Origin of the sequence: Anaerotignum sp. MB30-C6 (assembly GCF_030908465.1) — a bacterium.
GTDB lineage: Bacteria > Bacillota > Clostridia > Lachnospirales > Anaerotignaceae > Chakrabartyella.
The window spans coordinates 2,139,923-2,159,113 of record NZ_CP133078.1 but is presented as its reverse complement, the minus strand read 5'-3'; the positions used below and the strand labels follow the sequence as shown (position 1 = coordinate 2,159,113).

Sequence of the window (19,191 nt, the reverse complement as noted above, 5' to 3'; positions counted from 1 at the left end):
TTATGGTTAGAAGTCGTTTTGATTCACAGTTAGATCAATTAAATGTAGAGATGATTAAAATGGGTGCTTTATGTGAAGAAGCTATTACAGCCTCCATGAAAGCCCTTTTGGAAAATGATGATATGGCTGCATTAATTGTATTTGAAAAAGACAGTGAAATCGACCGAAAAGAAAAAGAGATTGAGGCATTGTGTATGCGTCTTTTACTTCAGCAACAGCCTGTTGCAAAAGATCTGCGTATGATTTCCTCTGCATTAAAAATGATATCTGATATGGAACGTATTGGTGATCAGGCGGCAGATATTGCTGAGATTACTGCATTTATAAAAGATAATGAGACAAAAAGAAAACTTCATATTCGGGAAATGGCTACAGCAGCAGTAAAAATGGTAACAGAAAGTGTGGACTCCTTTGTAAGAAAGGATTTAGAGCTAGCAAAAAGCGTTATGGCATATGATGATGTTTTGGATAACTTGTTTACCGAGGTAAAGCAAGAGTTGATTGATTTAATTAGCAAAGACCAGGCAAATGGTGAGTTTTGCCTTGACTTACTGATGATTTCTAAATACCTGGAACGTATTGGCGACCACGCTACAAATATTGCTGAATGGGTAGAATATTCCATTACCGGATATCACGTGAAAATGGACTTGGAAGTGGGAAAAAAATGATAACCTTTGAAGAAATAAGAGAAAATGAGGGCATTCGCACCTATATTAAAAAGGCGGATGAATCCTTAGCAGCACTGGGCTATACGGAGCATTCCTTTGCCCATGTAACAAAAGTTGCAGATTCTGTAAAATATATTTTAGAGACCTTAGGTTTTACCCCCAAGGAAGTTGAGTTGGGGCAAATCGCTGGATTTTTGCATGATATTGGAAATTTAGTAAATCGTGTGGATCACTCTCAAAGTGGTGCCGTTATGGCTTTTCGAATTCTAGATAATTTGATGATGGAACCAGAGGATATAGCAACCATTGTCACAGCCATCGGCAATCATGATGAAGGTACGGGTATTCCTGTTAATGCCATTGCGGCAGCGTTGATTTTGGCGGATAAGTCCGACGTTCGCAGAAGCCGTGTTAGAAACCAAGATACAACCAACTTTGATATTCATGATAGAGTTAACTATTCTGTAAAAAAATCTGTATTAAAAATCAATGAGGAGCATAGTCTCATTAAATTGAAACTTACCGTTGATACCCATTATGGTTCGGTTATGGATTATTTCGAAATATTTTTAGGCCGAATGATTTTATGTCGAAAGGCGGCTGAAAAACTGGGCTTGCGCTTCAAGCTCATGATAAACGAACAATCTTTGATTTGAAAGGGTGTTATGCTTTGATATATTTGGTTGAGGATGACAACAGTATTCGAGAGTTGGTTGCATATACACTACATAGTGCAGGCTTTGTAGCGGAAGGCTTTGAGAGACCCTCCGCTTTTTGGGATGCAATGGAAAATGAAATACCGTCTTTGATTTTGTTGGATGTAATGTTGCCAGAGGAAGACGGTATTAGTATTTTAAAGAAACTAAGGTCATCGGTAAAAACAAAAAAAGTCCCCATCATTTTGTTAACGGCACGTGGAAGTGAATACGACAAAGTGATTGGGTTAGATAATGGCGCCGATGACTATGTGGCCAAGCCCTTTGGAATGATGGAGCTTCTTGCCCGGGTAAAAGCCCTTCTACGCCGAACGGAAGGGGAGGCAGAGGTGGCAGAGCATGTTCTTGGGGAGTTATGCGTCAGCCCGTCTCGCCATGAAGTAACAGTGGAGGGGAAAGAGGTGACACTTACCTTGAAGGAATTTGAACTTCTTAGCTTACTTTTGGAGAACAAAGGGAGAGTTATGACAAGGGATCAATTGCTCAATAGTATTTGGGGATATGGTTTTGATGGAGAAAATCGTACCATTGATGTGCATATTCGTACCCTTCGCCAAAAGCTAGGTTCCTGCGGGCAGTATATTGAAACAGTGCGAGGCATTGGATATAAGATAGGAGGAAATCAGTGACAAAGCGAATTTTCCGAGCTATTTTTGGATTGGCTATGGTCATGATGCTGGCGGTTATTGGGCTGGTTATGGGAATGATGAATGACTATTTCTCTGCCGAACAACATGAGGAACTGCGTAGTCAAGCCATTTATGTTGGTGCCGGAATTGAGAGCATGGGTGTGGGCTATCTGCAGCAAATGAAAAATCCATCAGACCGTATCACGTGGATTGATGAAGATGGTGTGGTTCTATTTGATTCTAAGGCAAACCCTGCTAAAATGGATAACCATAAGGAGCGGGAGGAAGTTGTTGATGCTTTTAAAAAAGGGGAAGGGTTTAGTGAACGGTATTCCACTACCCTTTCTGAGAAAACTGTAAATTATGCTGTAAAGCTGGACAATGGAACCGTGATTCGTATCTCTACGGTGACCACCAGCCCCATTACTTTATTTTTCACTATGACACAACCATTGGCCATAATTTTGGCCGCTGCGATTCTAATCTCTGTCTTCTTGTCTTTTCGGACTGCAAAAAATATTACAAAACCCATTAATGATATTGACTTAGAACACCCCGAATTGGCCGTGGTTTATGACGAGCTAACACCTTTGCTTCGGCGAATTGCTGTGCAGAATAAGCAGCTTCATAAACAAATGCGTGAGTTAAAGCGCCAAAAGCAAGAATTTGATACCATAACATCAAATATGCAGGAAGGTATTTTGGTTTTAGACTCCCAGGGAGACGTGCTTTCTTATAACATGGGGGCCCTTCAGTTAATGGAATTGGAAGTTCCCAAGGGGCTGGTCAGTGTATTTGAACTAAACCGTGGCGAGGGTTTCCGACGCTGTGTAGAATCGGCCTTGGCAGGGAGCCATAGGGAGGAAAATATCCAGCTTGGTGGCAAGGTATGCCAACTTTTTGCAAACCCTGTGCATCAGGAGGATATCCTTGCAGGTGCAATTTTAGTTCTTTTTGATGTGACGGAACGGGAAGAAAGGGATAAGCTTCGTAGGGAGTTTACAGCAAATGTATCTCACGAATTAAAAACCCCGTTGACTTCTATTTCAGGTTTTGCAGAAATCATGAAAAATGGCATGGTTCATGGGGAAGATGTGCCACGGTTTGCAGCCAAAATATACGATGAAGCACAAAGGTTAATCCAAATGGTACAAGACATCATTAAGCTTTCCAAGTTGGATGAAAAACAAATCGCCTTGGAAAAGGAAGTTGTGAATCTAGAGTCTTTGGTTCAGGAGACGGTAAGACGCCTTGACCCCATTGCAGAAAGTAAAGGTGTAACCATATGGGTAAATACAGAGCCTGCAACCTTAGTGGGGGTTTACCAAGTATTGCAGGAAGTGATTTATAATCTTTGCGAAAATGCCATTCGTTATAACGTAGATAACGGAAAAGTCAATGTGTCTTTGGAAAATAAAGAAAAACATATTGTTATAACAGTTTCTGATACGGGTATGGGCATCGCTAAGGCCAATCAGTCCCGTGTTTTTGAACGGTTTTATCGGGTAAACGAAAGTCGCTCAAAGGAAACGGAAGGCACAGGTTTAGGGCTTTCTATTGTGAAACATGGTGCCATGGTTCATAATGCTAAAATTAATTTAACAAGTGAGTTGAATAAGGGTACAAAAATTACTCTTTCTTTCCCGAAGTAAATAGAAGTAAAAATAAGTAGGAAAAATACCCTTTACTACATCAAGTAATGGGTATTTTTGTGTTGCTATTTTTTGAAAAAGTACAGTTCAAAAGAAGACATCGAACTGGTTTATAAAAAGGCATAAAGCATCAAAAAGGGACTGAAATTTTGTTCATTATTATATGGATTCTTGATGATAAATAGCTTGCATGCGAAACAAATCTGTGTTAGAATTAGCCCATAAGTAGGGAATTGTTAAAATAGGAAAAAGGAAATTGTAACTTTATTTTTAAAAAAAAGTAACGCAGTATACTGTATTCAAATACTCCGTTACTTTTTGCCACGTTACGGAAAAGGGAAAATGCGAAACCTTATGGCTGTTCCATATTGAGGGGTATGGAGAATAGGTTTTAAATTACCCCAAAGATGAGGTTTTCATCAGTCGATTGGAATAAATAATAAAATTTTCGAACGATAGCAATATGATACTATTATAAGGGGGAGCAGAGAGATGAAGGAATTTGAAAGCAACGTACAATATATAAAATATTTAGTAAACAAAGAAGTAGCACGTCGATTTTTTTGTGGGTCGTTGGATAAATCTATTGATTCTTACAGAGAAATTGCAGAAGCCATTATTCCAGGGCCGAAAGCTATGTTCCGTTGTTGTATTTACAAAGAAAGACATATTATAGAAGAACGTGTACGCCTTGTTTTAGAGCCTTCTAAAGATAATCGTGTGATTAATGTTTTGGATTCTGCATGTGATGAGTGTCCCATTGACCGCTTCGTTGTAACTGAGGCGTGCCGTGGGTGCTTAGGGCATAAGTGTCAAGAAGTTTGTCCCAGAAATGCAATCACCATTGTTAACCACAGATCCTACATTAACCAGGCTTTATGTATTGAGTGTGGGCGTTGTAAACAGGTTTGTCCTTTCAATGCGATTAGTGAGGTAAAAAGACCTTGTATTCGTTCTTGTGCCGTAGGTGCGGTTAAAATAGACGAAGAAAAAAAAGCATTTATTGATCATGATAAATGTATCTCTTGCGGTGCTTGTGTATACCAGTGCCCATTTGGGGCCATCGTTGATAAATCTTTTGTTTTAGATGTTCTAAACTTAATTAAGAATTCTTGGAACAACACAAGTTACCGTGTATATGCCATTGTGGCCCCTGCCATTGCCAGCCAGTTTCCAGAGGTGAAAATGGGACAGGTTTTTGCAGCGATTAAAGAACTGGGTTTCTATGATGTTATTGAAGCGGCAGTTGGTGGCGATATGGTTGCCATTGCTGAGGCAAAAGAATTTGCGGAAACCATTGATGAAAAGAAATGGAAAACCACTTCCTGTTGTCCTGCTTTTGTGGAATATATCCGCAAGAATTATCCGGAATACATGGAACATGTTTCAACAACAGTATCACCTATGATTGCCCTGGCCAGAGCAATTCGAGAGAAAGATAAGAAGGCAAAGGTTATATTTATTGGGCCATGTACGGCTAAAAAAGTGGAAATTAAGCAGGAAGATTTAGTTGGAATTGTTGACTATGTATTGACTTTTGAGGAATTAAAGGCAACCTTTGATGCCAAGGGCCTTGTTTTGGAAGAATTCGAAGAAAGAAGTGCAGGCGCACCTTCCTATTTTGGCCGAATTTTCGGTAGAACGGGCGGGGTTGCTGAGAGCGTTGTAAAAGTAGCGGAATTAGAAGGCATTGAGAAGGAGATTAAGCCTATTCGTTGTAACGGTATCGAAGAATGCATTAAGAATATGAAGTTAGCGTCCTTCGGAAAGTTGAATGCAAACCTATTAGAAGGGATGGCGTGTAAGAATGGCTGTACTGGTGGGGCGGCATCTTTATCCCATGATCAAAAGGGTGTTGAATTCTTAAATCGCTATGGCAAAGAAGCTGCAACAGATAATCCATTTGAAGGACTATCGGGATACGATTTGGATACAATTAATATGGAAAGAGAATTTGGCTTAGAAGAGAAATAAAAGGTCATATCCTCATGGGGGTAATATGAAAACAAAACAGTTGGTTTTAACAGCGTTATTATTGGCAATGTGCATCATATTTCAGAGTTTGAAAGGTATTTCTGTTTACCTTACAGGATCGGCTGTAAATGCAATGTTGGTTATGGCAACCTTGGCTGTAGGAACTTCAAGTGGGGTTTTTATTGCGGTAATTACACCCTTTATTGCTTATTTAATGGGACAGACACCTATTATGCAAATGGTACCCTTGATGGTGATTGTGATTATGGTTGGCAACTTGGCATTGGTTTTATTGGCTAGCGTAGGCAGAAGAGGTAAACTCCCTGCGTGGTTGGCTGCTGGTGCCACATTAAAGGCAGTCGTCCTTTGGCTTTTGGTATGGTATGCAATCCTACCTTTCTTTGGTGATGCAGTACCAGAAAAGATGGTTGCAGTAATTAAGACAACCTTTTCCATTACCCAATTTATTACTGCGGTGATTGGTTGTGTCATTGCCTATATGATTCATGCAAGAGTACAGCATTTGTACTTCGCACAAGAGAAATAAGGATGATTAGAAGGGGCTGAGATATGCCCCTTTTTTTGTGAAATAACTGCGTTAATATGTGGTATAAAAAGAAGTTGACGATGAGAGAAAAAACTTCGTAATAATAAAATTTGTAGTCAGTCAACTGCAAAGAGTAAAATAGCGTAGGGAGCTTTAATATATGTCTGAAGTTTAGCTATAAGTACCACATTGTTTTTGAATACAAGACAGGGAAAAAATACTATTATTAAAAAAGAGATTAAAACCTTTTATTTTCTATAGATTTTGATGGGAAATAATAAGGCAAGGGTTAATGAGGTTATAATCTGAAAGATTTATTTACTTTGTATCATTTTCGAATGAAAGATATCTGAAAAAAATTTTATTTAAAACAAAAACCCGATGTAGGACTTCTGAAAAAGTCTGAATCGGGTTTTTTCTATGTATTTTTAAAGGGAGAGAAGTACCATAATGTTATTTTTCTAATTACTTGCCTAAATAACCTCCATCAACGGGAATGACTGCACCGCTTAAGTAATCAGACGCTTGGGAGGCCAAAAAGATTGTAATACCTTTCATGTCTTCCCTGTTACCCCAACGCTTAGCGGGAATACGTCCTAAAATTTCTTTGCTTCTGCCTTCATCATTTATTAAGGCAGTGTTCATTTCTGTTGCCATATAGCCAGGGGCGATGGCATTCACATTAATACCTTTGGAAGTCCATTCGTTGGATAGTGCCTTTGTAAGCTGGGCAACGGCACCCTTAGAAGCTGCATAGGCAGGTACAGTAAAGCCGCCGAAAAAGCTAAGCATAGAAGCAACGTTAATAATTTTACCATAACCATTTTTAATCATTTCCTTGCCCGCCAACTGGCATAACATAAACACAGCGTTCAAATTCACATCAATTACAGCGTCCCAGTCTTCCATGGGGAACTCTTCTGAAAAATGACGCCTTTGGATTCCAGCTGCATTTACAAAAACATCTAGGGTGCCGCCAAGTTTTTCCATAGCTTCGTTAAAGCCGCCAATCAGGCTTTCTCTGTTACCCAAATCAGCGGCAACACCATGGCAAAGGAATCCTTTTTCTGTATACTCTGTGGCAACTTCCAAGGCTTTTGTGGAAGTACCCATAATAACCACTTCAGCTCCTGCCTCCATAAGCCCTTCTGCCATGCCTCGACCAAGACCTCTGGTTGAACCCGTTACAATTGCTTTTTTTCCTGTTAAATCAAATGATACCATGCCGTAAAGCTCCTCTCTAAGTGTGTGAATTGTTACAAATACCATATTGCAATTAGTAGAGCCCCATTGCGTATTTGTATTGTTATAACAATGGCAAAGTACGCCGTTGCTTACAAAGGGTTCCTTTGTAAGAACCCTTTGGAGGAATCTTACAAAAGGAATTAAATAATTTTATCTACCTTTAGAATTAGTCCAATGGCAGTTTTTGCATTGGTAATATGAATGGTCAGTGCTTCTTTTAGAGCAACCTCATCTTCGGCAAGAATTGCGTCTAGAATTGCTTCGTGCTCTTTTACCCCGCTAATATCTTTCACTTTTGACTGCCTGCGGAAAATAAAGTTGGAGTATAAAAATGGATTAATATAATGAAAGATTTCCACAATTTTGTGGTTGCCACTGCATTTTAAGTATAACTCATGAAATTTAAAGTCTAACTCATAATTTCGAAGATAATCTTCGATGGGTGAATCAGGGGATAAATCAGTTACCAATTGTAAATGTTCATCGATATTTTTACGAAGATCTTCTTTTAATGCATCGTTAAAACTAACGGTCAGAATGATCTGTTTCATATAATACAGATCCAACATTAAGCGTGTATCAAAAATTTCGTCTACCTCCTCAGAGGTGACGCTATGCACTTTCATCCCTTGTCGGGGAAAGTTCTCAATTATATTTTCAGACATTAAACGGTTTAATGCGAACTTTACAGGGGTTTCACTCACACCGTAGCGTTTCGCCAGTTCTTTTACGTTAATCTTTTCCCCTGGCTTTATAATATGCTGGGTGATATCTTCTCGAATATTTGAATATATGGTATCTGCTAATGTTAGTTTCGTTTGTTTTCCCATGACAATCCTCCGTATAATTTTGTTTTTCATTAAAATTGCGTGATAATTGTACTTTTTACCATTATAGCAATTTTATATCCAATATGGAATAACTAAAACGGAGAAAAATAAATTTTTTTACTGTTAGAAAAAATTTTTTGTTTAAGTATATATATCTAATTCTAGTTTTTTTTAATATTCTGTCAAGACCTTTTATATATAAAATTTTCACGGTTTTTTTATGTAAAAATACGCATTATATGAAAAAGTTTCTAATTTTTATTAAGGTTTATTAAATTTATACAAAAAGAATTTAGATTTATTAGTATATTAATAATATTGACGAACTATATTTTTAAATATATACTTAAATAAATTAAATATTTTAAATGATTAAAAAAATTTTTTAATATAATAAAAATATTTTATAGTCATTTCACAAGTAGCTTTTTTTAGTAAGGACCAAATAAAGGAGTGAAACAAATGAAAGCTTTGGTTTACACTGGACCCAAAGTTGCAGAGGTTTTAGATGTAGCAGAACCCATAGCAAAAGAGGGTGCAGTAAAGGTAAAGATGAAGTATTGCGGTATTTGTGGTTCCGATATGGGTATTTATCTAGGAACGCATCCCAGGGCAAAAGCACCTTTGATTTTCGGACATGAGTTTCTGGGTATTATTGAAGAAGATGGTAAAAAATTCAAAAAGGGTGACCGTGTGGTGGCGTATCCTTTATTATCTTGTGGATACTGCTTACCCTGCAGAACGGGCAATGCCCATGTATGTAACACATTAGGCTTAATCGGTATTGACGTGGATGGCGGAATTTGCCAATACGCTTATGTGGATGAAGATGTAATGTTCAAAGTCCCTGACGGTGTTTCAGATAAGGCGGCTGCGGTAATTGAACCTTTGGCAGTCATTGTTAGATCTATTCATCAGGCAAAATTTCAGGCATTGGATACTTGTGTAGTAATCGGTGCTGGCCCCATTGGTATGATTACTGGTATGATGTTGGTTCATATGGGCGCAAGTAAGGTTTTTATTTCTGATGTAGATGATAAGAAGCTGGAAAAAGCAAAATCCTTCGGTATGACTCCTGTCAATGTAAAGAAGGAAAATTTGGAGCAGGTTGTAAAAGCTGCAACAGAGGGCGAAGGCGCAGACGTATTGTTCGAATGCTCCGGTGCTGAAATTGCTGCGATGCAAATGACGGATATTACTCGTGTTGGCGGTAACATTTGCATGACGTCGGTGCATAAACATCCTCATTCAGTAAACCTGAGAGATTTAAACTTTAAAGAACAGACGTTAGTAGGTTCCCGTGTTTATACAAAAGAAGAGTTTAGACAGGCTGTTGCTTACGCTGAAATCATTAACGATGAACTGGAAAGCATCGTTTCCCATGTTGTTTCCTTAAAAGATAGTCCCAAGGTTTTTGATATGATTGCCGACCCTACGGCGGGGACATGCAAAGTGTTGGTTGATTGTCAGGATTTATAAGGGGTTGACGACATGAAAATTGTAGACTTAAAGCTCTACCAAGTTCCTCCTAGATGGCTTTTTCTCAAAGTAGAAACGGATGAAGGCATTTACGGTTGGGGGGAGCCCGTTATAGAGGGGAAAGCTTCTACGGTGGCGGCCTGTGTACGAGAAATGTCTGATTATTTAATAGGAAGAAATCCATTAGAAATCGAGGATATTTGGCAAACCCTTTATCGGGGGGCGTTTTACCGTGGCGGCCCAATTATTACCAGTGCCATTTCTGGTATTGAACAAGCTTTGTGGGATATTAAAGGGAAATATTATAATGCACCTGTCTACGAAATGTTAGGCGGTGCTTGCCGAAATAATATTGACGTTTATTGCTGGGTTGGTGGGGACAGACCTTCTGATGTAGGTGAAGCAGCTTTACAGCAAAAGAACTTGGGCTTCAAGGCAATTAAGATGAATGCAACGGAAGAAATGCATTATATCGATAGTTTTTCCAAGGTAGAAGGTGTCATTGAAAGGGTTGCTGCTATTCGAGAGGCTTGTGGGAAAGATTTTGGAATTGCCACAGACTTCCATGGCAGGGTACATAAAAGTATGGCCAAGATACTGGCAAAAGAATTGGAACCTTATCATTTGATGTTTATAGAGGAGCCTGTTCTTAGTGAAAACTATGAGGCTTTGGCGGAGGTTGCAAAATATACCTCCACGCCAATTGCCACGGGTGAAAGAATGTATACCCGTTGGGATTTTAAAAAGATATTTGAACAAGGGATTGTGGATATTATTCAGCCTGACGTTTCTCATGCAGGCGGTATTTTAGAGTGTAGAAAGATTTCTGCTATGGCGGAGGCTTATGATATGGCGGTCGCACCCCATTGTCCTTTAGGCCCCATCGCACTGGCCGCTTGCTTGCAACTGGATGCTTGCACCCCAAATGCCATTATTCAGGAACAGAGTTTGGGAATTCATTATAACCAAGGTAGTGATCTTTTGGATTACTTGGTTGATCCCAATGTTTTTGACTACAGTAACGGGGTAGTAAAAATTCCAAATAAACCAGGCTTAGGTATTGAAATTAACGAAGCGTTTGTAAAGAAACAAGCAGAGATTGGCCATAACTGGAAAAATCCTGTTTGGAGAAACAGTGACGGAACCGTTGCTGAATGGTAAAGAAAATGTTGGGGGTAAGGATAAATGAAGATTTTGGCATTAGAGTCCAGCACTACCTCTGCAAAAGCTATGGTATATGATACAGATACCGGTAAATTCCAAGTGGAATCGGTACCATACATTTTAAATCATACCGATGTTACAATACACGATGCAAAGGAAGTATTTGAACAGACGGCATACTTGGGCAAAAAAATGTGTGAAGGTCAAAAAATTGATATGGTTTCTTTAAGTGGTACTTGGCATAGCCTAATGCTTTGCAATGAAGACATGGAGCCACAAACACCCATTTATTTGTGGTCTTACACAGGTGCCGCTGAAATTTGCAAAGAATTGAGAAAAGACGATGGATATGTAAATCGTTTTTATCAAAAAACTGGTTGTATGGTGAATGCTATATATCCTGTGTTTAAAATCAAGCTTTTAAAGCAGATGGGCTATAAACTAGAGACCTATCGTTTCGTAGGTCAAGGTACATATAATACATATCGTTTGACGGGTGAGTGGGCAGTGACAGACAGCGTTGCTTCGGGTACGGGGTTACTAAATATCCATACCAAAGCCTATGACGAAGATATTTTAAAGGAAAATGGAATTTCCCTAAATCAGCTTCCGAGGGTTATCACTTATCAGGAAATATTAGAGCTAAACAAAGATGGTGCAGAGCTTTTAGGGCTTCCCGTGGGGACGCCTGTGGTTGCCACAAACCCCGATGGCGGGCTGAACCAAGTTGGAGCAGGGGCAGTAGAGGAAGGTGTTATGAGTTTTTCCGTTGGCACCAGCGGTGCTTTAAGATTGAGCACTTCAAGGCCTATTTTGCCGAGCAAGCCCAGTACATGGTGCTATTTATCGCCAAAGTCTTGGTTAAGTGGTGCTGCAACCAGTGGCTGTTGTAACTGCATTGACTGGTTTAAAGGGAAATACTTTCAAGAGGATATTACATATAGCCAAATGGAGGCTGGATGTAAGAATATTGAGGACGTGCCTGTATTTTTGCCTTTCCTTTTTGGAGAGAGATGCCCTGGTTGGAATGACGAAAGGGATGGTGGGTTCTATGGCTTAAAGCCAGGACACACCGTATTTGATTCCTATCGGGCAATACAAGAAGGCATCCTGTTTAATCTGTATCAATGCTATGAACAATTGGTAGCATTAAATGGGAAGCCTAAAAAAGTAATGCTTTCCGGTGGTATTATCCGTTCTAAGGTTTGGACACAAATGTGTGCAGATATATTCCAGATTGCGTTGACCATCGATGAGGTGGAGCATAGCTCCTTAATTGGTTCGGTGGCTTTGGGGATGGAGCTTTTGGGGATTATTCCCGATGCAAAAGATTTCAAGAGTAACTATTCCCAGGTGATTATACCTAATCTGGAAATGAAAGAAGTTTATCAAAAGAAGTACCAAAAGTATTTATATTGGTATCAAGTTACAAAAGAACAAGGTTAATTGGGGAAAATTCCAATAAATAAATGACTCAAAACGTATATCTCAAGGAGGGAAAAATCTATGTTTAAGATGAAAAAAGGGCTAGCAATGGCGTTAGCTTCTGTAATGACAGTTGCAATGGTAACAGGTTGTGGTGGTGGTTCTTCCGCCGACAGCGGCAGTGCAGCTACCGAAGGTGGCAGCGAAGAAGTTGTAGAATTGGTATTTTCCAATGTTACTTCTGTTTCCGGTAAAGATGCGGGGGAAGTATTCAAGAGAGTGGCAGAAGAAGAGTCTGGGGGTTCTGTTGTAGTAAACTTGTTCCCTGATAATATGTTGGGCGATGACCGTGTTGTTATCGAAACAACAGCTATGGGTAATATTGATATTGGTGTATCCTCTACAAGCCCATTGGCTACCATGTATGCAGATTTCTATCTGTTTGATGCACCATACCTATTCTTAAGTCCAGAGGACGCTTATGCAAAATTGGACGGAGAAGTGGGCCAGAAAATTCTTGATGGCATGGAAGGTATGGGATTAAAGGGCTTGGCATTCTGGGAAAATGGTTTCCGTAACTTTACAAACAACAAAGTTGAAGTAAAAGCGCCTTCTGATGTAAGAGGTTACAAAGTAAGAACAATGGAAAACGAAGTACATATTGCAGCTTGGACAGCATTTGGTGCAAACCCTACTCCTATGGCGTTTACAGAATTGTTTACAGCTTTACAGCAGGGGACTGTAGATGCTCAGGAAAATCCTTTGGGTATCATTGATGCCAACAAATTCGTTGAAGTTCAGGACTACGTTTCTTTGACACAGCACGTTTATACACCTTATATCGTTTGTATGAACTTAGATAAATTCAACTCACTTTCTGAAACACAGCAGAATGCAATCTTAAAAGCAGCGGAAGAATCCACAGCTTATCAGAGAGAACGTTCTCAGGAATTGGAAAAAGAAATTCTTGAAAGCTTTGCAGCTGGCGGTACAACAGTAGTTGAATTAAGTGATGAAGAAAAAGCTGAATGGCAAAAAGTTGTAACAGACAACAACATCTTTGACTTGGTTAAGGAAAAAATGGAGCACCCTGAATATTTGGATGAAATGCTTGCCGAATAAGGTAAGTTTCAGGTAAAACAAGACAGTTCATTTATTGGGATTTCAGAGATATAGAGAACAAAAGAGAGGGCTTTGGTATATAAGCGAGACTTATCAAAGCCCAATTTAACGGACATTAAGGAAGCACCCACCTCAGCATGGGAAAGGTGAAAACCCTGCCCGTTATAATTTTTTCCTATGGAAAAATAGAAAATAGCTGTAAGAACACACACAAATTTTTAGAGAAAAAGTAGGTGGAAAGATGAACTTTTTAAAGTGGATGGATGAAAAGTTTGAATTGACCGTTTGCTCAATTCTAATGGTTGCAATGACCGTATTGATTTTCGTTCAAGTAGTTATGAGATATGTTTTTGGCAGTTCTCTGGTTTGGTCTGAAGAAATGGCAAGATACATCTTCGTTTGGTTAATTTACCTTGGTATCAGCTATGGTGCCCGCATTATGAAACACATAAAAATCGAAGCTGCTATGGGCTTGTTCCCTAAAAAGCTTGGACCTTTTGTAGTGATTTTAGGCGATGTATTATTCCTTGCCTTTTCTGTTATCATTGTATATTTAGCATATGGCGTTGTTTTGTCACAGATTAAATTAGGACAAAACTCACCTGCCATGCAGATTCCTATGTGGTTTATGTATTCTGCACCAATGGTAGGCTTTGCATTAACAGCAATCCGCCAAATTCAAGTTATTATTTTTAGAGCGAAAGAGCTTAAGAAGGGAGGGGTTCAATAATGGTAATTGCAGCACTCTTTGGCGGTCTTGCCTTATTCTTAATTTTAAATGTACCTGTTGGTATTTCCATAGGTCTTGCTTCCCTTTTGGCAATTCCTTTTACAAAAGGGTTAACAGCTGGATATGTGCCACAGGCTTTGTTTACAGGTTGTGACTCCTTCCCAATTATGGCAATCCCTCTGTTTATTTTGGCTGGGGAATTGATGGGTGCAGGTGGTGTATCCAAACGTATTTTGAACGTTTGCAACGTTTTCTTCGGTAAAGTTACAGGTGGCCTTGCCATTGTAACTGTAATTGTATGTATGTTCTTTGCGGCAGTATCCGGTTCTGGTCCTGCAACCGTAGCGGCGGTAGGTTCCATGGTTGTTCCTACAATGCTAGAAAAAGGTTATAGCAAAAAATTCACATTGGCCTTGGTTGCTTGTGCAGGTTCTATCGGTGTAATTATTCCGCCTAGTATTCCAATGGTTATTTATGGTGTTTCCACAAGTACATCTATTTCCAACTTGTTCTTGGCAGGTTTTATGCCCGGTATATTAATCGGCCTGGCATTGATCTTCTTTTGCTATGTTTATGCAAAGAAACAAGGCTGGAAAGGTGACGAAACAGTTTACACAACAAGAGAAAAATTGACGGCTGTTTGGGACGCAAAATGGGCGCTCATTAACCCCATTATCATTCTGGGTGGTATCTACGCAGGTATTTTCACACCAACAGAAGCAGCGGCAGTGGCAGCAGTTTATGCTTTCATTTGTGGTGTTTTCATTCATAAAGAATTGGATTTCAAAAACTTGTTTGCCACAGTAGGTAACGCTTGCTCCACAACAGCTACAACCATGGTGATATTGGGTTGTGCAACGGCATTTACAAAGATTCTCACAATTCAGCAAATTCCCAATATGATTACAAATGCAATCATTAGTGCAACGGATAATGCTTTCTTAATACTGATGTTAATTAATATTTTGTTATTAATCGTAGGTTGTTTTATGGATACCACACCTGCAATCATGGTGCTTGCACCTATTTTGCTTCCTGTGGCAACCTCCATCGGTATCAATCCTGTTCACTTTGGTATCATTATGGTGGTGAACTTAGCAATTGGTTTTATTACACCTCCTTTAGGCATCAACCTTTTTGTGGCCTCTCGTGTGGGGGCAGAGCCTTTGGAAACAGTGACAAAGGGCATTGTGCCGTTCATATTGGTAATGATTGTGTGTCTCCTTCTGATTACATATATCGCACCAATTTCTATGCTTCTACCAAATCTTTTATCAAAATAAGTTTGTGTGAGATGTTCCGCAGTCTTCTTGGCTGCGGAATATAGTAAAAGGGGTGTGAGTAATGTATCAAATCTATATAGACTCTGGCACGTCAAATTCCAAGCTTTACTTAGTAAAGGATACGCAGTCTGTGGATACCATCATTGCCAATGTTGGTACCAAGGATTCAGCTATTTCAGGGAGTAATGACGTGCTTTTAAGTGGTTTAAAGGAAATCTATAACCATGTTTTAGATAAGAATGGATTAAAAGATTGTGATATTGAAAGTATTTGGCTCTCAGGTATGGTGACAAACCCTTTTGGAATTATTGAGGTTGCACATATCAGCACACCTGTTGATGGAAAAAAGCTTTTAGAACACCGCTATGTTCATTTCGAGGAAAAGTATTTTCATAGGTATCTGAACCTCATTCCAGGGGTGAAAACTGCCCAGCCGGGACAGATTGTAACAATGGAAAATATCGATAAGATGAATAATGTACGTGGAGAAGAAATTGAAGCCATTGGCATGGTTGCTAGCGGCGTAATCCCTAGGGAGGAAGATTGTGTTATGATCTCCCCCGGTTCCCATACCCATTTGCTTTATATAAAAAACGGAACAATTACTGATATTGTTTCTAATTTTACAGGTGAGCTGAATTACGCGATTAAAAAGGATACCATTCTCGGAGGAGAATTAACTAACGAGGACATTGTTTTGACCAAGGAATACGTGATTCAAGGCTATAATATGGTGAAAACCTATGGCTTGGCTAGGGCTTTATATATCATCCATGCAACAAAGGTTTTTGATGTTTGCGAAAATGAAATTAGAAATTGCCTTCTTTCCGGTGTAATTGCAGGGGGCGTCATGGATATGCTGAAATATAAATTGGACAGAGATTGGAATGGCGTAAAGAAAGTTGTAATTATTGGCGGCAAGAATTATATAGAAGGGTATAAAATAGTGGGTCAGTATATTCTCCCTGAGGTTGACATGGATGTTGTGTCAAGTAAAGCAGGAGAAAGCTATGGTTTATACGGTTATTTGGAGTTAGCAAGAATTTTAAAAATGCAAGGTTAACTTATGCAAAAGAAAAGGAGATAGATTTCATGGCAGATACATTGCAAAGAATTTTAGATGGAAAAGTGATTGCCATTGTTAGAGGGATTTCTTCCAAAGATATCATTCAGACAGTACAGGCTTTAAAAGACGGAGGCATTACTTGCGTTGAAGTAACGTTTAGCTTAAAAAGCGAGGAACAAAGCTTAGATACATTAAAGTCTATCCAAATGATTAAAAAACACTTCAGTGATTCTGTTGCTGTCGGTGCAGGTACCGTATTGACCCCTGAAAATGTATATCGTGCAAAGGAAGCAGGTGCGGAGTATATCATTTCCCCTAACGTTGACGAAGCTGTTATCAAGGCAACAAAAAGGCTGGGATTGGTTTCTATCCCTGGGGCAGTAACCCCAACGGAAGTGATTACTGCCTACAACTGGGGTGCGGACATTGTGAAACTGTTTCCTGCAGCCACATTAGGCCTTTCCTATATAAAGGCATTAATGGGCCCAATCGATGGTATTCCTTTGACTGCCGTAGGCGGTGTGGATGCATCGAACTATGGTGATTTTATCAATGCGGGCTGTGTTGGCGTTGGTGTTGGCGGTAACTTGGTAAACAAAAAACTAATTGAAGCAGGGGATTTTGAGGCAATCAAAAACTTGGCTTTGGAATACGGTTTGAAATAAAATTGGGGGCGATATAATGAAGAAGGTATTAGTTACATCTAGGTCTTTCGGAAAAACAAGCCCCAAGCCTTTTGAAGTTTTGGAAGCAGCGGGCATAGAATATACCCTGATGGGGGCAGATTTTGACCAGGAAAAGTTTAAAGAGGTCATTCATGAGTACGATGCTTTGATTATTGGTGCCCATCCTTTTTATCCTGAGGATATGCAGAGGTGCAAAAACCTGAAAATTATCGCAAAGCATGGTGCGGGGTTGGATAATATTTATTTGGACGATGCCAAAAAATTGGGCATTCGGGTTACCAATGTGCCTGCAATGAATGCAAATGCCGTTGCCGATTTGGCCTTTGCCCATATTTTAAATATTTCCCGAGGAATATCTATCACCAATGAAAGAGTACATAAAGGGGAATGGAAAACCTTCATCGGCAAAGATGTGTTTGAAAAAACTTTGGGGTTAATCGGCTTTGGGGCCATTGCAAAAAATGTTGCCAGAAGAGCAAAGGGCTTTTCTATGCAGGTGCTTGTTTATGACCCATTCATAACAGAGGTACCAGAAGAATTTAAAGACTTTGTGACACTGGCAGATTTAGATACTGTGACAGAAGAAAGCGACATTATTTCTATTCATGTGCCTTTGACAGACAGCACAAAATATCTGTTTAACAAAGAACGCATTATGAAAATGAAAAAAGAGGCTTATCTGGTGAATACAGGCAGAGGTGGCATTATCCATGAGCAGGATTTATACGAATGTATGAAAAATGGTCATTTGGGTGGTTGTGCCGTTGACGTAACAGAGCAAGAACCCATTGAGAAGGATAGTCCTTTACTAGAGTTGGAAAATTTTGTGGTCACTGCCCATATCGGGATGTACTCCATGGAAGCAATTAATGCTGTTAGCGTTGTTTGTGCCGAAAACGTAGCTAAGATGCTAAATGGAGAGGAACCACGTTTTATTATTGTATAAGAATTAAGGAGGGGCATTTTGTTGTTTGAGAATAATCTCATGGAAAACAAGTATAGCCATCCATTTTATAAGAGAGAAGGGGGATTAGTTATGGATATGAATCAGAAAATTGAAAAACTGAAAATCGTACCCGTTGTGAAAATTGATAACATAGAAGATGCAAAGCCTTTGGCGGAAGCGTTAATCGCAGGAGGATTGCCTATTGCAGAAGTAACTTTCCGTACCGAAGCGGCTTTTGAAGCTATTCAAGCTATGGCTGAAATTCCGGAGATGTTGGTAGGTGCAGGCACCGTAATCAATGTTGCTCAGGCAAAATTGGCAAAAAAGGCAGGTGCCAAGTTTATCGTATCCCCTGGTTTCAATGCAGAGGTAGTAAAATATGCAAAAGAAAACAATATTCCAATTTTCCCTGGTGTTTGCACACCCACAGAAGTGATGGCGGCAATTGAATTGGAACTTCCTGTTGTAAAATTTTTTCCAGCAGAAGCCTATGGCGGTTTGAGCACCATTCAGGCTTTGGCAGGACCTTTCGGCAATATCCGTTTTATGCCTACCGGTGGCATCAACGAAAAAAATATTAAGGAGTATTTGGCAAACCCTAAAATTATCGCTTGTGGCGGTAGTTGGATGGTAAAAGATTCTTTGATTCAGGAAAAGAAGTTTGATGAAATTCAAAGACTAACGGCCTCTGCTGTAAAATTAGTTCAGGAGTAAATTGTAATAACCTAGTTGATTGAAAATAACAACGGTCGGTAGCGGCGAACCAGCCTATACCGACTGTTTTGTTTTAAGAATTTATCATATAAAGAATTCGGTGTTGAAATTATGGAAAATAAGAGCTCTACATTTCCCAAGGAGGGACTTCTTTTATTATGGGTGAAGGGTTCAAACTGCCCCCAAAAATCCTTAAGGGTAAATACAAAAAAATTAAAGAAGGATTCTATTCTTAAAGTGTAAGCAAGAGTTTAGGTCAAGCCTTTTTAAAGGCTTGCGGAGTTTGAGGCAGAGTCTCAAGGTCTTGTAAAT

The 19,191-nt window shown here is 39.4% G+C and carries 18 protein-coding genes; 16 read left to right on the top strand and 2 right to left on the bottom strand.

Annotation, left to right across the window (positions count from 1 at the left end; all coding sequences use genetic code 11):
- The first annotated feature begins 2 nt into the window (after positions 1-2).
- The 6 genes from phoU to RBQ60_RS10510 all read left to right on the top strand — a co-directional run bounded on the left by phoU (position 3) and on the right by RBQ60_RS10510 (position 6,189).
- A complete protein-coding gene (phoU, locus tag RBQ60_RS10535; protein ID WP_307883660.1) occupies positions 3-671 on the top strand; it encodes a phosphate signaling complex protein PhoU in 669 nt (222 codons plus the stop codon).
- Complete coding sequence (locus tag RBQ60_RS10530) at positions 668-1,327, top strand: HD domain-containing protein (protein ID WP_307883659.1); 660 nt, start codon at positions 668-670, stop codon at positions 1,325-1,327. Before phoU ends, RBQ60_RS10530 begins: the two co-directional genes overlap by 4 nt.
- A 14-nt stretch (positions 1,328-1,341) precedes the next feature.
- Positions 1,342-2,016: a response regulator transcription factor gene (locus tag RBQ60_RS10525; protein ID WP_307883658.1), complete on the top strand. Its 675-nt coding sequence runs from the start codon at positions 1,342-1,344 to the stop codon at positions 2,014-2,016.
- Complete coding sequence (locus RBQ60_RS10520) at positions 2,013-3,668, top strand: sensor histidine kinase (RefSeq protein WP_307883657.1); 1,656 nt, start codon at positions 2,013-2,015, stop codon at positions 3,666-3,668. The genes RBQ60_RS10525 and RBQ60_RS10520 overlap by 4 nt, the downstream gene beginning before the upstream one ends.
- Before the next feature lie 492 nt (positions 3,669-4,160).
- Positions 4,161-5,642 (top strand): 4Fe-4S dicluster domain-containing protein, encoded by a 1,482-nt coding sequence (locus tag RBQ60_RS10515; protein WP_307883656.1) that lies wholly within the window; start codon positions 4,161-4,163, stop codon positions 5,640-5,642.
- Positions 5,643-5,667: 25 nt separating this feature from the next.
- Entirely contained in the window at positions 5,668-6,189 is a 522-nt protein-coding gene (locus RBQ60_RS10510; RefSeq protein WP_307883655.1) for an ECF transporter S component, read from the top strand.
- A 465-nt stretch (positions 6,190-6,654) separates the two neighbouring features.
- On the opposite strand, the gene RBQ60_RS10505 is transcribed toward RBQ60_RS10510, so the two are convergent.
- Together RBQ60_RS10505 and RBQ60_RS10500 are read right to left on the bottom strand one after the other, a co-directional pair.
- Positions 6,655-7,413, bottom strand: coding sequence for an SDR family NAD(P)-dependent oxidoreductase (locus RBQ60_RS10505; protein WP_307883654.1), 759 nt, complete (start codon positions 7,411-7,413; stop codon positions 6,655-6,657).
- Between the two features lie 161 nt (positions 7,414-7,574).
- Complete coding sequence (locus tag RBQ60_RS10500) at positions 7,575-8,264, bottom strand: GntR family transcriptional regulator (protein ID WP_307883653.1); 690 nt, start codon at positions 8,262-8,264, stop codon at positions 7,575-7,577.
- Positions 8,265-8,726: 462 nt separating this feature from the next.
- Here RBQ60_RS10500 and RBQ60_RS10495 point away from each other — a divergent pair, with 462 nt between their 5' ends.
- The 10 genes from RBQ60_RS10495 (at position 8,727) to eda (ending at position 18,879) form a co-directional block, all read left to right on the top strand.
- Positions 8,727-9,743: a zinc-dependent alcohol dehydrogenase gene (locus RBQ60_RS10495; protein ID WP_307883652.1), complete on the top strand. Its 1,017-nt coding sequence runs from the start codon at positions 8,727-8,729 to the stop codon at positions 9,741-9,743.
- Between the two features lie 12 nt (positions 9,744-9,755).
- Positions 9,756-10,904 carry a galactonate dehydratase gene (gene dgoD / locus RBQ60_RS10490; protein ID WP_307883651.1) on the top strand — a complete coding sequence of 383 codons (1,149 nt, stop codon included), beginning with the start codon at positions 9,756-9,758 and terminating at the stop codon, positions 10,902-10,904.
- Between the two features lie 24 nt (positions 10,905-10,928).
- The gene (locus tag RBQ60_RS10485) at positions 10,929-12,353 is read left to right on the top strand and encodes a gluconokinase (RefSeq protein WP_307883650.1); all 1,425 of its coding nucleotides are present in this window, start codon (positions 10,929-10,931) and stop codon (positions 12,351-12,353) included.
- 60 nt (positions 12,354-12,413) lie between these two features.
- Positions 12,414-13,454 carry a DctP family TRAP transporter solute-binding subunit gene (locus RBQ60_RS10480; protein ID WP_307883649.1) on the top strand — a complete coding sequence of 347 codons (1,041 nt, stop codon included), beginning with the start codon at positions 12,414-12,416 and terminating at the stop codon, positions 13,452-13,454.
- A 241-nt stretch (positions 13,455-13,695) separates the two neighbouring features.
- Entirely contained in the window at positions 13,696-14,184 is a 489-nt protein-coding gene (locus tag RBQ60_RS10475; protein WP_307883648.1) for a TRAP transporter small permease, read from the top strand.
- On the top strand, positions 14,184-15,467 hold the full coding sequence (locus RBQ60_RS10470) for a TRAP transporter large permease (protein ID WP_307883647.1): 1,284 nt from the start codon (positions 14,184-14,186) through the stop codon (positions 15,465-15,467). The genes RBQ60_RS10475 and RBQ60_RS10470 overlap by 1 nt, the downstream gene beginning before the upstream one ends.
- 61 nt (positions 15,468-15,528) lie before the next feature.
- Positions 15,529-16,530, top strand: a complete 1,002-nt coding sequence (locus tag RBQ60_RS10465; protein ID WP_307883646.1) for a 2-dehydro-3-deoxygalactonokinase — start codon at positions 15,529-15,531, stop codon at positions 16,528-16,530.
- A gap of 29 nt (positions 16,531-16,559) precedes the next feature.
- Entirely contained in the window at positions 16,560-17,198 is a 639-nt protein-coding gene (locus RBQ60_RS10460; RefSeq protein ID WP_307883645.1) for a bifunctional 4-hydroxy-2-oxoglutarate aldolase/2-dehydro-3-deoxy-phosphogluconate aldolase, read from the top strand.
- Between the two features lie 16 nt (positions 17,199-17,214).
- Positions 17,215-18,165 (top strand): phosphoglycerate dehydrogenase, encoded by a 951-nt coding sequence (locus RBQ60_RS10455; protein WP_307883644.1) that lies wholly within the window; start codon positions 17,215-17,217, stop codon positions 18,163-18,165.
- A gap of 90 nt (positions 18,166-18,255) precedes the next feature.
- Positions 18,256-18,879, top strand: a complete 624-nt coding sequence (gene eda / locus RBQ60_RS10450) for a bifunctional 4-hydroxy-2-oxoglutarate aldolase/2-dehydro-3-deoxy-phosphogluconate aldolase (protein ID WP_307883643.1) — start codon at positions 18,256-18,258, stop codon at positions 18,877-18,879.
- Positions 18,880-19,191: the final 312 nt, after the last annotated feature.

What these genes read in the sequence shown, in the direction of transcription:
- phoU (WP_307883660.1), top strand. Translation starts at nt 3, where the DNA reads ATGGTTAGAAGTCGTTTTGATTCACAGTTAGATCAATTAAATGTAGAG.
- RBQ60_RS10530 (WP_307883659.1), top strand. Translation starts at nt 668, where the DNA reads ATGATAACCTTTGAAGAAATAAGAGAAAATGAGGGCATTCGCACCTAT.
- RBQ60_RS10515 (WP_307883656.1), top strand. Translation starts at nt 4,161, where the DNA reads ATGAAGGAATTTGAAAGCAACGTACAATATATAAAATATTTAGTAAAC.
- RBQ60_RS10510 (WP_307883655.1), top strand. Translation starts at nt 5,668, where the DNA reads ATGAAAACAAAACAGTTGGTTTTAACAGCGTTATTATTGGCAATGTGC.
- RBQ60_RS10505 (WP_307883654.1), bottom strand. Translation starts at nt 7,413, where the DNA reads ATGGTATCATTTGATTTAACAGGAAAAAAAGCAATTGTAACGGGTTCA.
- RBQ60_RS10500 (WP_307883653.1), bottom strand. Translation starts at nt 8,264, where the DNA reads ATGGGAAAACAAACGAAACTAACATTAGCAGATACCATATATTCAAAT.
- RBQ60_RS10495 (WP_307883652.1), top strand. Translation starts at nt 8,727, where the DNA reads ATGAAAGCTTTGGTTTACACTGGACCCAAAGTTGCAGAGGTTTTAGAT.
- dgoD (WP_307883651.1), top strand. Translation starts at nt 9,756, where the DNA reads ATGAAAATTGTAGACTTAAAGCTCTACCAAGTTCCTCCTAGATGGCTT.
- RBQ60_RS10485 (WP_307883650.1), top strand. Translation starts at nt 10,929, where the DNA reads ATGAAGATTTTGGCATTAGAGTCCAGCACTACCTCTGCAAAAGCTATG.
- RBQ60_RS10480 (WP_307883649.1), top strand. Translation starts at nt 12,414, where the DNA reads ATGTTTAAGATGAAAAAAGGGCTAGCAATGGCGTTAGCTTCTGTAATG.
- RBQ60_RS10475 (WP_307883648.1), top strand. Translation starts at nt 13,696, where the DNA reads ATGAACTTTTTAAAGTGGATGGATGAAAAGTTTGAATTGACCGTTTGC.
- RBQ60_RS10470 (WP_307883647.1), top strand. Translation starts at nt 14,184, where the DNA reads ATGGTAATTGCAGCACTCTTTGGCGGTCTTGCCTTATTCTTAATTTTA.
- RBQ60_RS10465 (WP_307883646.1), top strand. Translation starts at nt 15,529, where the DNA reads ATGTATCAAATCTATATAGACTCTGGCACGTCAAATTCCAAGCTTTAC.
- RBQ60_RS10460 (WP_307883645.1), top strand. Translation starts at nt 16,560, where the DNA reads ATGGCAGATACATTGCAAAGAATTTTAGATGGAAAAGTGATTGCCATT.
- RBQ60_RS10455 (WP_307883644.1), top strand. Translation starts at nt 17,215, where the DNA reads ATGAAGAAGGTATTAGTTACATCTAGGTCTTTCGGAAAAACAAGCCCC.
- eda (WP_307883643.1), top strand. Translation starts at nt 18,256, where the DNA reads ATGGATATGAATCAGAAAATTGAAAAACTGAAAATCGTACCCGTTGTG.